Source organism: Actinomadura violacea (genome assembly GCF_017573465.1).
Taxonomy (GTDB): Bacteria; Actinomycetota; Actinomycetes; order Streptosporangiales; family Streptosporangiaceae; genus Spirillospora; species Spirillospora violacea.
Genome location: NZ_JAGEPF010000021.1, coordinates 117284 through 130695 on the forward strand (window position 1 = coordinate 117284; position 13412 = coordinate 130695).

Sequence of the window (13412 nt, forward strand, 5' to 3'; positions counted from 1 at the left end):
CCCGGGAGGTGCCCGCACAGCCATGCCCGTGCCACGTCCACTGCGCGAGCGTTGCCGCGAGTTCCTCGGAGCCGACGGAGAGATCCGCTACATCTTCCCCGCCATGGCCTACGGCGGCGGGGCGGGCTTCATCTTCGTCGTCACCGACGACCAGATCGCCGTGATCTCCACCGGCTCGCTCGGCCGCAGCACGCTGAGGAGCATCTGGGGCGCCTACCCGCGCGCCACCCGGATCGGGCCGGTGGAGACCGGCGCCGGCGCGTCGTTCGAGTTCGCCGGCGCCGCGTTCGAGGTGGACGACGAGTACGTCCCGGTCGTCAACGCCGCCGACAGCGAGGTCTTCGCCCGCGACAGCCTGCCGCGCGACCCGCTGCCCGACCTGTGACCCGCCGCCCGGCCGCCGCCCGGTCCGCCCGGCCCGTGGGCGGTCAGGAGCTCGGCGCGGGCTCGACGGTCTTCTTGGCGGCGGTCGCCGGGCGGGACGGCCCGGTCTTGCGCAGGAACAGCGCCATCACCGGCACCAGGTAGAGCGCCCACATGGCCAGCTGCAGCCAGGTGATCTGCGGGGTCACGTTCAGCACGCCCTGCAGGACGGTCTGCAGCCAGTCGCCGGGGGTGCCGAGCTTGTCGAAGAACACGTGCGGCTCGAGCGCGATCGAGTTCAGGCCGGGCAGCACGTCGGCCTCCTGCAGGTCGTGGAAGCCGTAGCCGAACACGCCCGCCGCGACGACGATCAGCGCGCCGCCCGTCCAGGTGAAGAACCGGGCCAGGTTGATCTTGAGGCCGCCGCGGTAGAGCAGGTAGCCGAGCACGATCGCGACGACCAGGCCGAGGGCCGCGCCGATGATCGGCTGGGTGGAGCCGCCGGACGAGCTCTGGATGTTCGTCCACAGGAACAGCACGGTCTCGATGCCCTCGCGGCCGACCGACAGCAGCGCGACGGCGGCCAGGGCGAGCGGCCCGACGTTCAGCGCGCCCTCCAGCTTGCCCTCCAGCTCCGACTTCATGAACCGGGCGGTCTTGCGCATCCAGAAGACCATCCAGGTGACCAGGCCGACCGCGACGATCGACAGCACGCCGCCGAACAGCTCCTGGGTCTTGAACTGCATCTCCGAGGAGGCGGCGGTGAGCGCGATCCCGAAGCCGGCCGCGAGCGCGATGGCGATCGCGATGCCCGCCCAGACGGGGACGAGGGCCCGGCGGTTGCCGGTCTTCACCAGATAGGCGATGAGGATGCTGACGACCAGGGCGGCCTCCAGACCCTCGCGCATTCCGATGAGGAAGTTGCCCAGGAGCATCGCTGCCCTCCTCCAGACGCACGTTTGGTTTAGGCAAAGCTAACCTAAGCCAGTCTGTGCCTCCGCGCCGCCCCCCGCAAGCCCCGATCGCGTCACCTCACCCGGCGAGACGCGGCTCACACGCCCGCGCGCGGCCCCCGCGCCGAGCGCGGGGCCGCGCGGGTCACTGCCCGGGGAAGTCGAGCTTCAGGAACGCGCGCGCGATCGGCTGCGCCGTCAGCTCGACCTGCCAGCGGCGCGCGCCGAGCCCGCGCAGCGCCGCGCCGACCGCCGACGCCGACGGCTCGTCCGGCGGCGTCCACGCCAGCCGGCGGACGAAGTCGGGCTGGATGAGGTTCTCCGACGGCATCGAGTGCTCGTCGGCGAGCGCGGCGACGACGGCGCGGGCGGCGGTCAGCCGCTTGGCGGCCTCGGGGTCGCGGTCGGCCCAGCGGTGCGCGGGCGGCGGCCCGTCCCCGGGCAGGTTCGCCTCGGGCAGCTGCCGGTCGGGCACCGTGCGGGACCGCGACACCGCGCGCAGCCACGCCGACTGGTGGCGGCGGGCGCCCCGCCCCCGCATGGTCGGCAGCGCCTGCAGCTCGGCGGGCGTCTTCGGCGGGTTCAGCGCCAGCTCGACGATCGCCGCGTCCTGCAGCACCCGGCCGGGGGACAGGTCCCGCTCGCGGGCGATCTTGTCGCGGGCCTCCCACACCTCCCGGACGGTCGCGAGCGCGCGCCGGTTGCGCACCCGGTGGATCCCGGACGTGCGGCGCCACGGGTCGGGCCGCGGCGCCTTCGGCGGCGTGGTCAGGATCGCCTCGAACTCCTCCAGCGCCCACTCCAGCTTCCCGGCGTCGCGCAGCTCGGCCTCCAGCGCGTCGCGCAGCTCGACGAGCAGCTCGACGTCCAGCGCCGCGTAGCGCAGCCAGTCCTCGGGGAGGGGCCGGGTGGACCAGTCGGCGGCGGAGTGGCCCTTCTCCAGCAGGAAGCCGAGCACGTTCTCGACCATCGAGCCGAGGCCGACGCGCGGGTAGCCGAGCAGCCGCCCCGCCAGCTCGGTGTCGAACAGCCGCCTCGGCACGAGGCCGACCTCCGACAGGCACGGCAGGTCCTGGTTGGCGGCGTGCAGCACCATCTCGGCGTCGGCGAGCGCGGCGTCCAGCGCGGACAGGTCGGGGCAGCCGATCGGGTCGATCAGCGCGGTGCCCGCGCCGGCGCGGCGCAGCTGGATCAGGTAGGCGCGCTGCCCGTACCGGTAGCCGGACGCCCGCTCGGCGTCGACGGCGACCGGGCCGGTGCCCGCGGCGAACGCGGCGATGACGCGTTCCAACTCGGCGGCGTCGACGACGACCGGGGGGACGCCCTCGCGCGGTTCCAGCAGGGGCACGGCCGGGGGCCGCTCCTCACCGGGTGCCGGACCCGGCACCACGGCGCCGGACCCGCCGCCCGCCGGACCCGCCGGACCGGACTCCGCGGGCAGCGCCTTGCCCGGCCCGCCCGCCTTCTTCGCGCCCGCCGGCCGTGCGGCGGCCTCCTCGCCACCGGAGTCCCGGTCGGGACCGGTGGCACGCGTTTCGGACACTCCCACTTTTCCCGTGTTCTCCCCCGCCGCCTCGGTTCCGGACGCTGTGCTCACGTCCCCTACCGTACGTCGCTCTCGATACCTCCCGAGGAGGGACGACCCCCCACGTGCCCGGCCGGCTCCGGCGGGCTCAGGCGCCGGCGCCGGTCGGCCGGTCCGGCAGTGCGGCGACGCCCGCCGGCGGCAGGCCCGCAGTGGTGCACATCACCTCGCACCAGGCCGCCACGTGCCCGGCCAGATCGTCGCCGGTCGGGGACCAGGAGGCGCGCAGCTCCAGCTCGGTGGTGGACGGTTCGTCGCGTTTGTCGCCGAAGCTCTCCGACACCGCGCGGGTGATCGTCCCGGACACGGCCGCGTAGCCGGCCGGCTCCAGCGCCTCGAGCAGCCAGTCCCAGGCGACCGAGCCGATCAGCTCGTCGGCGGCGATGTCGGGTTCGAGGTCGGCGCGGATGTAGGCGACGATCCGGAACCCGTTCGTCCAGCCCTTGGCGCCGTCGGGGTCGTAGAGCACGATCAGCCGGCCCATCGCGACCTCGGTGTCGTCGTCGCGGTAGACGGACCCGGACAGGGCCGCGGCGTACGGGGCCAGGCTCTGCGGGGCGGGCATGTCCTCCAGGTCGAGCTCGGGCCGCGGGCCCGGGCCGTCGAGGATCTCGCGCAGCGTGTCGAGGGCCCGCTGGAAGGCGGGAGGGTTCATGGGCGGACCGGCCTGGGTGCGGGGGCGGGCGTCGTGTCGGTGGTGCCGGGACGGGGTGCCGCCGCGTGCGACGGGAGGGAACGGAGGGGATGCAGGCACAGCACTGTGGGTTTCGTCTCGGGGGCCGCGGCGTTCAGGCCACGGCCCGCGCGGATGCGGCCGGCGAGGAGCCGGCGCGTCTTGGACCCGTCCCGCGAGGGGACGCCGGGGACGCCGCGGCCGGCCGGCCCGGGGGTGCGTGCGCGGGGCCGGGGGACCTCAGCGGCGGGTCGACCAGGACGGCCGCTCCGCACTCGACGCAGACCCGCTCGGGGCACTCCGCGCCGTGCCCGTCGGGGCACGGCGGCTGCTCGAACACACGTTCATCACCGCAGGTGGAGCAGTGCAAGGGGGAACCTCCCTCGGCTATGACACGCATCACGTTCGCACGCGCCGATGACAGAATGCGGGACTTCGCTCGGCGTGTCCGGAACTTCATGGGTCACCGCCGTCCCTTGGGTGTCACCCCGGTGCGTCCGGTGGGTCTTTCCGTGGGACCATCACAACGTGACCGCAGACGCCGCCCGCCCCGACGACACCGCCGCGAACCCGCCGGAAGAGTCCGGTCCGCTCGCGGAGAGCCCGTTCCTGCTCGCGTGCCGCCGCCGGCCCGTGCCGCACACCCCGGTGTGGTTCATGCGCCAGGCGGGCCGCGCGCTGCCAGAGTATCTGCGCCTCCGCGAGGGCGTGCCGATGCTGGAGGCGTGCGCCCGCCCGGACATGATCGTGGAGATCACGATGCAGCCGGTGCGGCGGTACGGCGTGGACGCGGCGATCTTCTTCAGCGACATCGTGGTGCCGCTGAAGGCCATCGGCGTGGACCTCGACCTCAAGCCCGGCGTCGGCCCGGTGATCGCCGACCCGATCCGGGACGCGGCCGGCCTGGAAGTGCTGCGGCCCCTCGTCCCCGACGACGTGCCGTACGTCACCGAGGCCGTCCGCGGGCTGCTGGGCGAGCTCGGCGGCACGCCGCTGATCGGTTTCGCGGGCGCGCCCTTCACGCTCGCGGCCTACCTCATCGAGGGCGGGCCGTCGAAGAACCACGAGCGCACCAAGGCGATGATGTACGGCGAGCCCGAGCTGTGGGACCGGCTCATGGGCCGCCTCGCCGACATCACGATCGCGTTCCTGAAGGTGCAGATCGAGGCGGGCGCGAGCGCGATCCAGGTGTTCGACTCCTGGGTCGGCGCGGTCGCGCCGGAGGACTACCGCGCCTCGGTGCTGCCGCACACCCGCCGGATCTTCGCCGAGATCGAGGCGCTCGGCGTGCCGCGCATCCACTTCGGCGTCGGCACCGGCGAGCTGCTCGGCCTGATGGGCGAGGCCGGCGCGGACGTGGTCGGCGTCGACTGGCGCGTCCCGCTGGACGAGGCGGTCCGCCGCGTCGAGCCGGGCAAGGCGCTGCAGGGCAACCTCGACCCGGCGGTGCTGTTCGCGCCGTGGGAGACGGTCGAGCGCCGGGCGCTGGACGTGCTGGCCCGGGGCCGGACCGCCGAGGGCCACATCTTCAACCTGGGCCACGGGGTGCTGCCGTCCACGGACCCGGACGTGCTGACCCGCCTCGTCGACCTGGTCCACGAGACGGGCTCCGGGGACTGACCCCCGGGCGGTTCCGCCTATCCGGCGGGCGGCGCCTCGTCGCCCGCACCGGCCGGGCCGCTCGCGCCGACCGCGACGGGCGGCTCGTCCCCGGACTCCGGCTCGGCGGGCCTGCGGGCGCGGCGGCGGTTCCGGTACGCCACCACCGGCGCGGTGATGACGGCGGCCGTCACCAGGAACGGCAGCAGCCAGCCGAGCACGACTGCGGCGCCGCCGAGGAACGCGGTGAACGCGTGCCATCCGTCGGCGAGCGCGCCGACGAACCCGCCGCGGTCGTGATGCCGCCGCGCGGGCGCGGCCTGCGCCTCCAGCGAGACCGTCACCGTCGCGTACTGCGTGCTCTGGCTCAGCGCCTTCTGCCGGGCCTGCAGCGACTCCAGGTCCGCCTCGCGCGAGGCGATCTCCTGCTCGACGTCGATGATCTCGCCGACCGTCGTCGCCTTGTCCAGCAGCTTGCGGAACGAGGCCAGCGCCGCCTTCGCGGACCGGACGCGGCTGTCGACGTCGGCGACCTCGCCGGTCACGTCGTCGGCCTGCTGGGACAGCGACAGCTTCGTGCCGAGCTGCCGGGTCAGCTGGTCCAGCACGCCCGCGTACCGGTCCGACGGGATCTTCAGCGTGACCGTCGAACCGGGCGGGTCGCTCGACCCGGACTCGTGCTCGACGTAGCCGCCCGCCGCGCTCACCAGCTGCTTCGCGCGGGTCGCGGACGCGTCCACGTCCTTGGCCCGGATCCGCATCGTCGCGGTGTAGACGACGGCGCGGCCGGCCGGCAGCTGCGGCTGCGCGGCCGTCCGCCCGCTCCCGCCGGCGCCGGACGCCCGCTTCTTCTGGGCCTCGGCCCCGCCCGACGTGGCCGCCGGGGCGGCGGCGCCGTGCGGCGCGCCTCTCTGCGCCGAATCGGACGATCCTCCGCCACCGCCGCACGCCGCGAGCGTCCCGCCCAGCAACCCGGCCAGGAAAAGAACGATCAGTGCGTACGGGACCTTCCTGACGCTTCTGGCGTTCAGCATGCAGCTTGGACGGAGTGGCACAGATCACCGTTCCAGCGGGCGCGTCGCGATCCGGCCACGGCCCGGACGCGCGCCGATCACGGCCCGGCCCCCGCGGGCGGGCCGTGATCGGGGTGTTCGCGGCCGCCGGTCAGCCGTCGGTGAGGACGACCGGGCCGCCGATGTTGACGGTGCCGAGCGTCCAGAGTGCGCCGGTGCCGGGAACGACCGCCAGTGCCGTCGCGTAGATGTTGCTCCGGTTCGGGACGGCGCTGGTCGGCACCCGCGACCACGTCCCGCCGCTGTAGTGGAGCAGCCCGGGCTTGGCGGGCTCGTCGAGCGCGTGCCCGAGGGCCCACAGGTCCCCGTCGACGCCCTTGATGATCCTGGTCAGCGCGTTGAGCCCGGCGGGGACCGCGGCCTTCGTCCAGGCCGTCCCGTCCCAGTGCATCAGGACGGCCGCGGCCGGCGACGTCCCGTAGTCCGTGCCGACGGCCCACGCGTCCGTGGGGGACAGGGCGACCATGTCGGCGAAGCCGAAGCCGGTGCCTAGACCGTCCGCGTGGACGGGTGCGTTCTTCCAGGACTGCCCGTCCCAATGCTGGGCGACGAGGGACCGGTCGGTCCCGGTGCTCCTGCTGAGGCGCCACATGTCGTCGTCCGCCCGGACGTAGGACGTGTCGAGGTCGATCTCAGGGAAGGCGGCGACGTGCGTCCACCTGTCCGTCCAAATGTCGCCGGTCCAGCGGTACAGGTCGGTGAGCGTGCTGAGCCAGACACCGGACGCGTCCGCCTGCAGCGTCGTGGCGGTGGTGCCCGGGGGCAGCGTCACCTGGTTGAACGCCGAACCGCCGAAGTGCGCCACGTAGGGCTTCTTCGAGTCGTAGTCCGAGCCGTTGATCCACACGTCCTCGGGGCCGACCGCGTCGACGTCGTTGATCCCGCCGTGGCCCGGCAGGCCCAGGAGGTCGTACTCCACCCAGTCGCCGTTCTGCCACCGGCGCACGACCGGGTTGCCGGGGATCGTGCTGCCCGTTCCGGGGATCGGGCCGGGGACGGTGATCTCGCCTTGGGATCCGGTGATCCAGACGCTGTCGGGCGAGGCGGCGTCGACGTCGCGCAGGGTGTTGCTGGGCCAGAAGAACGGCAGCGACACGCGCTTGAAGTCGCCGCGGGTCGCGGCGGAGGCGGGGGCGGCCAGGCCGGCGGCCAGGACGGCCGCCGTGGCGGCGGCGAGCGGAACTCTCCAGAGCTTCATGCGCGCCAGTATTTACTGGCAAGGTCTTCGAGATCTTGTCACTCCGGGATAGAAAACGCGCCGCGCTCCGGCCGCCCCGGTGCGGGGTTCCGCGGGGCGTCTGGAAGGCTGGACGCATGACCCCGTCCCCATCCGCGTCCCACGCCGTCGTCGTCGGAGGCGGCATCGCGGGCCTCACCGCCGCGCGCGCGCTCGCCCGCGCCGGCGTCCGCGTGACCGTGCTGGAGGGCTCCCCGCGGATCGGCGGCAAGCTCCGGGTCAGCGAGATCGCCGGGATCCCGGTGGACGAGGGCGCCGAGTCGATGCTGGCCCGCCGCCCCGAGGGCCTCGGCCTGGTCCGCGCCCTCGGCCGCGGCGACGACCTGGTGAACCCCGGCACGACCTCGTCGGCGATCCTCAGCCGCGGCGCGCTGCGCCCCATCCCGGCCGGCCAGGTGATGGGCGTGCCGTCCGACCTGAAGGCGCTCGCCGCCGCGCAGGTGCTGTCCCCGGCCGGGCTCGCCCGCGTGCCCCTCGACCTGGTGATGCCCGAGACCCAGCGCGGCGACGACGTGTCCGTCGCCGACTATATCGGCGCGCGGATGGGCCGCGAGGTCGTCGACCGGCTCGTCGAGCCGCTGCTCGGCGGCGTCTACGCCGGGCGCGCCGAGCGGCTGTCGTTCGACTCCACGCTGCCCGCCGTCGCCGCCGCGGCGCGCGCCCACCGCTCGCTGATCAACGCCGTCCAGGGCATCCGGGAGGCGGCGCCGAAGGACCCCGGCCCGGTGTTCGCCACCCTGCCCGGCGGGCTCGGCTCGCTGCCGCCGCTGGTCGCCGCCGACGTCGAGGCCGCCGGCGGGACGGTCCGGGTGAACGCCACCGTCCGCGAGCTGCGGCGCCGCGAGGGCGGCTGGCGGCTCACCGTCGGCTCCGCCCGCGACCCCGAGCACCTGGACGCCGACGCCGTCGTGATCGCGGTGCCCGCCGCGCCCGCGTCCCGGCTGCTGAACGACGAGGTCCCGGACGCCGGACGCGCGCTCGCCGGCATCGAGTACGCGAGCATGGCGATCGTCACCCTCGCCTACCAGGCCACCGCGTTCCCCAAGCCCCCGGACGGCAGCGGATACCTCGTCCCCGGCGTCGAGAGCGACACCGAGGCGGGCGGCCGGGGCGTCAAGGCCGTCACCTTCAGCTCGGTAAAATGGCCGCATCTGCGCGACCGCGACCCCGGCGTGATCGCCGTCCGGTGCTCCATCGGGCGGTTCGGCGAGGAGCACCTGCTCCAGCGGGCCGACGAGGAGCTGAAGGCCGCCGCGATGGCGGAACTGGCCGCCACGTCCGGCGTCACCGAGCTGCCCGTCGACGGCCGGGTGACCCGCTGGGGCGGCGGCCTGCCGCAGTACAACGTGGGCCACGCCGACCGCGTGGCCGGGGTCCGCGCCGCGGTCGCCCGCGAGCCGGGACTGGCCGTCGCGGGCGCCGCCTACGACGGCCTGGGGATCCCCGCCTGCATCGCCTCGGCGACCGCGGCGGCCGACCGGGTGCTGGACCATCTGCGCAGTCGAGGAGGAACGAACGATGTCAGGGACGGAGCCGGCGGCCAAGCCGAAGGCACGCGAACTCAATAACGTCATCCGCTACACCATGTGGTCGGTGTTCCGGGTGCGCGACACCGGCGCGCTCGGCGAGCAGGACGCCGCCGAGGTGCAGGACCTGCTCGCCCAGATGGGCGAGAAGGACGTCACCACCCGCGGCTCCTACGACGTGGCGGGCCTGCGCGCGGACGCCGACTACATGTTCTGGTGGCACGCGCCCACCTCCGACGACCTCCAGGAGGTCTACACCCGGTTCCGCCGCACCGCCGTGGGCCGCGCCAGCGAGCCGGTGTGGTCGCAGATGGCGCTGCACCGGCCCGCGGAGTTCAACAAGAGCCACATCCCGGCGTTCCTCGCCGACGAGGAGCCCCGCAACTACGTGTGCGTGTACCCGTTCGTCCGGTCCTACGAGTGGTACCTGCTGCCGGACGAGGAGCGCCGCGCCATGCTCGCCGAGCACGGCAAGATGGCCCGCGACTACCCCGACGTGCGCGCCAACACCGTGTCGTCGTTCGCGCTCGGCGACTACGAGTGGATGCTCGCGTTCGAGGCCGACGAGCTGCACCGCATCGTCGACCTGATGCGGCACCTGCGCGGCGCGCGCGCCCGGCTGCACACCCGGGAGGAGATCCCGTTCTACACCGGCCGCCGCAAGCCGATCGCCGAACTCATAGCCAACCTCCCGTAACCGGAGCATTGGGGATCTTGCCCAACGGGAACGTATAGATCCCAAGGATCCGCCCAGAATCCGGACGCAACGGCAGTAAAGTGCCGCCCGTGAACGAGACTCCCGCCGGTGCCTCCCGCGGGCGGCACGCCAAGCCGCCGTCCGAGCTGTCCGCGCGCTGGAACCGGATGCTCGCGGCGGCGTCCGGGCGGCGCAGGCTCGCCGCGGCGGGCGCCGGCACCGCGGCGGCGACGGCCGTGGCCGCGCTCGCCGCGCTGGCGCTGACCGGCGGCACCGGCAGCGCGCCGCGGGCGGCGGCCGCCGCGCACACCGCCCGGTCCGCGCCGTCCTCGGCCGCTGCGACCCTCGCCGCCGGCGACCCCGACGAACTGTCCGACGCCCTGCCGTACCTGCGCTCTAAGGACCCGGGCGGGGAGATCGTCAAGCACGTCACCGACGTCCGGCGCAGCGGGACGTTCGTCCGCGTCTACACCGACCTCGGCGAGGACGACGAGAACTCCAAGCCCGCGATCTCGCTCTGCGAGTGGACGGTCGGCTACCTCAAGGACGGCGGCGAGGACGAGCCGCGCGTCTTCGTGCACGGCAAGAGCAGCGACAACGGCAGCGTCGTCCTCGCCAACAAGCAGAGCGACACCGACGACTGCAAGGTCCCCGACACGCCCTAGGGCCGGGGCGGGGCCGTGCCGGCCCGGTCAGGGCCCGTACTGGGTGTCCGAGAGGTTGCTGGACTCCAGATCGTGGTGGCCGTGCCTCCGGCCCTGATCCAGTTTCAGCGGCTTCGGGTCCCTGGTCAGCAGGATCTCGCGGAACCTGGCGTCCTCGACTCCGTCCGGGCCCAGCGCGGCGCAGCGTCCCGGGGCGTCCGCCGGGACGTCCTCGACGGCCCGGTCCCGCGCCGCCCGGCCGGTGCGGGTGGGACGGAGCGCGCCGCGCAGGCCGCCCCGGACCAGCCCCGCCTCCTTGAGCGCGGCCGCGATCGCGCGGACCTCCTCCGACTCGGCGGTCTCGCGGAGGAGGTCTCCCAGCAGGACGCCCGTGCCGGGGACGCGTGCCAGGAGCGCGGCCTGGACCGGGTCGTCCGCCTCCCGGTTCACGGCCTGGACCCGGTGCGTCCCCCGGGAGACGCGGACCTGCCGCCCTTCGTGAAGGGCGACCAGGGCCGTCTGGGCGACCCGGACGGCGCCGCCGGTCAGGAATGCGATCTCGTAGGGACCGTGCTCGCCCATGATGGCCTCCCGCGGGCGCGTCGTCGTCCGTAGGACGCGCGGAGCGTGCCCGCGGTTGCGGTCATCCGGCGGGTTCGAGGGTGAGGGACACCGAGTTGATGCAGTACCGGTCGTCGGTGGGGGTGGCGTAGCCCTCCCCGTGGAACACGTGGCCGAGGTGGGAGTCGCAGGCCGCGCAGCGCACCTCGGTGCGGACCATGCCGAGCGTGCGGTCCTCGATCAGGGTGACCGCGTCGGAGTCGGACGGCGCGTAGAACGACGGCCAGCCGCAGTGGCTCTCGAACTTGGTCTCCGACCGGAACAGCTCCGTCCCGCAGGCGCGGCACCGGTAGACGCCGACGGTCTTGGTGTCGGTGTACTCGCCGGTGAAGGGCTTCTCGGTGCCCGCCTCGCGGAGCACCCGGAACTCCTCGGGGCTGAGCCGGGCCCGCCACTCGTCCTCGCTCTTGCGGATCTTCTCCATGCTTCGAAGGTACCCGGCGAGGCCCTTCCGGGAGACTGTCGTATCCCTGGGTTAACGTGCAGTCATGGCCTCGCCCTTCATCGAGATCCCGGTAGGGGATCGGCTCGTCAAGGTGACCAATCCCGACAAGGTCTACTTCCCTGAGCACGGCTACACCAAGCGGCAGCTCGTGGAGTACTACATCGCCGTGGGGGAGGGCATCCTGCGGGCCACCCGGAACCGGCCGACGACGCTGGAGCGCTGGCCCGCCGGCGTCTTCGAGGGGGCGAAGATGGCCACCCGGGAGGACTACGCGCGCGGCCAGGCCGGCTTCGGTGCGGGCAAGTCCGACGCGTTCTACCAGAAGCGCGTCCCGAAGGGCGCGCCCGAGTGGGTGCAGACGTCCCGGATCGCCTTCCCGAGCGGCCGGTTCGCCGACGAGGTCCGCCCGACCGAGGTCGCGGTGATCGCCTGGGCGGCGAACCTCGGCACGCTGACGTTCCATCCGTGGCCCGTCCGCGACGGCGACGTCGACCATCCCGACGAGCTGCGCATCGACCTCGACCCGCAGCCCGGCACCGACTTCTCCGACGCCGTCCGGGTGGCGCTCGGCCCGGCCCGCGACCTGCTGTCCGAGCTGGGGATGACGGGGTTCGTGAAGACGTCCGGCAAGGGCGGCGTGCACATCTACGTGCGGATCGAGCCGCGCTGGACGTTCACCGAGGTCCGCCGGGCCGCGCTGGCGTTCGGCCGGGAGGTGGAGCGCCGCGTCCCCGCCGAGGTCACCACGAAGTGGTGGAAGGAGGAGCGGGGCGAGCAGGTCTTCATCGACTTCAACCAGAACGCGCGCGACCGGACGATCGCGTCGGCCTACAGCGTCCGGCCCGCGCCGCACGCGCCGGTGTCGGCGCCGGTGACCTGGGACGAGCTGGCCGACGCCGACCCGCGCGACTTCACGATCGCCACCATGCCGGAGCGGTTCGCCAAGATCGGCGACCTGCACGCGCCGATCGACGACGAGGCGTTCTCCCTCGACGGGCTGCTGGAGCTGGCCGACCGCGACGAGCGCGACCACGGTCTCGGTGACATGCCGTATCCGCCCAACTACCCTAAGATGCCGGGCGAGCCCAAGCGGGTGCAGCCCAGCAAGGACACCGGCAAACCCTCCTGATCCGGGAATTGCGGGCGCCGCCGGTGACGTTCGTGATCGACACGTGCGCGACGATCGGAAGGCGGCCCCCATGCCCGAGTCCCCTGTGCCGGAATCCCTGACCGTTCGGTATCTGGGCGGACCGACGGCGGTCCTGGAGATCGGCGGCGTGCGGCTGCTGGTCGACCCGACCTTCGACGGCCCCGGCGAGCATCCGGTCGGCGACCGGGCGCTGACCAAGACCATGGCCGCGGTCGCCGGCCCGGGCGAGATCGGCCCCATCGACGCGGTGCTGCTGTCGCACGACCAGCACCCCGACAACCTCGACGACGGGGGCCGCGCCTACGTGGAGCGGGCGCCGCTGACCCTGTCCACGCAGGCCGCCGCCGAGCGGCTCGGCGGCGGCGTCCGGGCGCTGCCGAACTGGGAGCACACCGAACTGCCCCGGCCCGGCGGCGGCGCGCTGCGGATCACCGGGGTCCCCGCGCGGCACGGCCCGGACGGCACCGAGCACCTGACCGGCCCGGTCACCGGGTTCGTGCTGACCGGCGACGGGCTGCCCACCACCTACGTGAGCGGCGACAACGCGTCCCTGGACGTGGTGCGGGAGATCGCCGCCCGGTTCGCGCCCTTCGACGTGGCGCTGCTGTTCGCCGGTGCCGCGCGCACGCCGCTGCTGGACGCCGACCTGACGCTCGGCAGCGCCGAGGCGGCCGAGGCGGCGGCGATCCTCGGCGCCCGGCAGGTCGTCCCGCTGCACTTCGAGGGCTGGGCGCACTTCTCGCAGGGCCGCGACACCCTGGCGGAGCCGTTCGCCGGGTTCTCCGGCGGGTTCCATCTCCTCGGGCCGGGGGACCGCGTCACGCTGTAATCCCTGGACAAAGTCCG

The 13412-nt window shown here is 74.0% G+C and carries 13 protein-coding genes and 1 pseudogene; 7 read left to right on the top strand and 7 right to left on the bottom strand.

The genetic code is table 11. From position 1 onward, the window contains the following. The first annotated feature begins 22 nt into the window (after window positions 1-22). Entirely contained in the window at window positions 23-385 is a 363-nt protein-coding gene (locus J4709_RS32515; RefSeq protein WP_208246446.1) for a hypothetical protein, read from the top strand. Window positions 386-428: 43 nt separating this feature from the next. Here the strand turns inward: J4709_RS32515 and efeU are convergent, their stop codons facing one another. From efeU to J4709_RS32530, 3 genes are all read right to left on the bottom strand, one after another. Next, window positions 429-1298, bottom strand: coding sequence for an iron uptake transporter permease EfeU (gene efeU / locus J4709_RS32520; protein WP_208246448.1), 870 nt, complete (start codon window positions 1296-1298; stop codon window positions 429-431). 163 nt (window positions 1299-1461) lie between these two features. Further along, window positions 1462-2706: a ribonuclease D gene (locus tag J4709_RS32525; protein WP_372442174.1), complete on the bottom strand. Its 1245-nt coding sequence runs from the start codon at window positions 2704-2706 to the stop codon at window positions 1462-1464. A 283-nt stretch (window positions 2707-2989) separates the two neighbouring features. After that, window positions 2990-3556, bottom strand: a complete 567-nt coding sequence (locus tag J4709_RS32530; RefSeq protein ID WP_208246450.1) for a DUF3000 domain-containing protein — start codon at window positions 3554-3556, stop codon at window positions 2990-2992. A 627-nt stretch (window positions 3557-4183) separates the two neighbouring features. Here J4709_RS32530 and hemE point away from each other — a divergent pair. Next, window positions 4184-5194 (top strand): uroporphyrinogen decarboxylase, encoded by a 1011-nt coding sequence (gene hemE, locus J4709_RS32535; protein ID WP_269757483.1) that lies wholly within the window; start codon window positions 4184-4186, stop codon window positions 5192-5194. Between the two features lie 17 nt (window positions 5195-5211). Here hemE and J4709_RS32540 read toward each other — a convergent pair whose 3' ends face one another. Further along, complete coding sequence (locus tag J4709_RS32540; RefSeq protein ID WP_208246454.1) at window positions 5212-6207, bottom strand: DUF4349 domain-containing protein; 996 nt, start codon at window positions 6205-6207, stop codon at window positions 5212-5214. 130 nt (window positions 6208-6337) lie between these two features. Continuing rightward, window positions 6338-7444, bottom strand: a complete 1107-nt coding sequence (locus J4709_RS32545) for a hypothetical protein (RefSeq protein ID WP_208246456.1) — start codon at window positions 7442-7444, stop codon at window positions 6338-6340. A 116-nt stretch (window positions 7445-7560) separates the two neighbouring features. Here J4709_RS32545 and hemG point away from each other — a divergent pair, with 116 nt between their 5' ends. The 3 genes from hemG to J4709_RS32560 all read left to right on the top strand — a co-directional run bounded on the left by hemG (window position 7561) and on the right by J4709_RS32560 (window position 10371). Continuing rightward, entirely contained in the window at window positions 7561-9051 is a 1491-nt protein-coding gene (gene hemG / locus J4709_RS32550; RefSeq protein WP_208246458.1) for a protoporphyrinogen oxidase, read from the top strand. Then, complete coding sequence (gene hemQ / locus J4709_RS32555; protein ID WP_208246460.1) at window positions 9002-9706, top strand: hydrogen peroxide-dependent heme synthase; 705 nt, start codon at window positions 9002-9004, stop codon at window positions 9704-9706. The genes hemG and hemQ overlap by 50 nt, the downstream gene beginning before the upstream one ends. A gap of 89 nt (window positions 9707-9795) precedes the next feature. After that, window positions 9796-10371, top strand: a complete 576-nt coding sequence (locus J4709_RS32560) for a hypothetical protein (RefSeq protein WP_208246462.1) — start codon at window positions 9796-9798, stop codon at window positions 10369-10371. A 27-nt stretch (window positions 10372-10398) separates the two neighbouring features. On the opposite strand, the pseudogene J4709_RS32565 reads toward J4709_RS32560, so the two are convergent. Both J4709_RS32565 and msrB read right to left on the bottom strand, forming a co-directional pair. Next, a pseudogene (locus J4709_RS32565) lies at window positions 10399-10959 on the bottom strand (TIGR04222 domain-containing membrane protein); the annotation flags it as partial. A 34-nt stretch (window positions 10960-10993) separates the two neighbouring features. Then, window positions 10994-11395: a peptide-methionine (R)-S-oxide reductase MsrB gene (gene msrB / locus J4709_RS32570; protein ID WP_208246466.1), complete on the bottom strand. Its 402-nt coding sequence runs from the start codon at window positions 11393-11395 to the stop codon at window positions 10994-10996. A gap of 64 nt (window positions 11396-11459) precedes the next feature. Between msrB and J4709_RS32575 the strand changes: the two genes are divergently transcribed. Next, window positions 11460-12545, top strand: a complete 1086-nt coding sequence (locus tag J4709_RS32575) for a DNA polymerase domain-containing protein (protein ID WP_208246468.1) — start codon at window positions 11460-11462, stop codon at window positions 12543-12545. A gap of 70 nt (window positions 12546-12615) precedes the next feature. Continuing rightward, complete coding sequence (locus tag J4709_RS32580; RefSeq protein WP_208246470.1) at window positions 12616-13395, top strand: MBL fold metallo-hydrolase; 780 nt, start codon at window positions 12616-12618, stop codon at window positions 13393-13395. The last annotated feature ends 17 nt before the right edge of the window (window positions 13396-13412 follow it).

Bases quoted from the DNA above. Each gene is read 5' to 3' on its own strand.
- efeU (WP_208246448.1), bottom strand. From the start codon at position 1,298: ATGCTCCTGGGCAACTTCCTCATCGGAATGCGCGAGGGTCTGGAGGCC.
- hemG (WP_208246458.1), top strand. From the start codon at position 7,561: ATGACCCCGTCCCCATCCGCGTCCCACGCCGTCGTCGTCGGAGGCGGC.
- J4709_RS32530 (WP_208246450.1), bottom strand. From the start codon at position 3,556: ATGAACCCTCCCGCCTTCCAGCGGGCCCTCGACACGCTGCGCGAGATC.
- J4709_RS32515 (WP_208246446.1), top strand. From the start codon at position 23: ATGCCCGTGCCACGTCCACTGCGCGAGCGTTGCCGCGAGTTCCTCGGA.
- msrB (WP_208246466.1), bottom strand. From the start codon at position 11,395: ATGGAGAAGATCCGCAAGAGCGAGGACGAGTGGCGGGCCCGGCTCAGC.
- hemQ (WP_208246460.1), top strand. From the start codon at position 9,002: ATGTCAGGGACGGAGCCGGCGGCCAAGCCGAAGGCACGCGAACTCAAT.
- J4709_RS32545 (WP_208246456.1), bottom strand. From the start codon at position 7,444: ATGAAGCTCTGGAGAGTTCCGCTCGCCGCCGCCACGGCGGCCGTCCTG.
- J4709_RS32575 (WP_208246468.1), top strand. From the start codon at position 11,460: ATGGCCTCGCCCTTCATCGAGATCCCGGTAGGGGATCGGCTCGTCAAG.
- J4709_RS32540 (WP_208246454.1), bottom strand. From the start codon at position 6,207: ATGCTGAACGCCAGAAGCGTCAGGAAGGTCCCGTACGCACTGATCGTT.
- J4709_RS32580 (WP_208246470.1), top strand. From the start codon at position 12,616: ATGCCCGAGTCCCCTGTGCCGGAATCCCTGACCGTTCGGTATCTGGGC.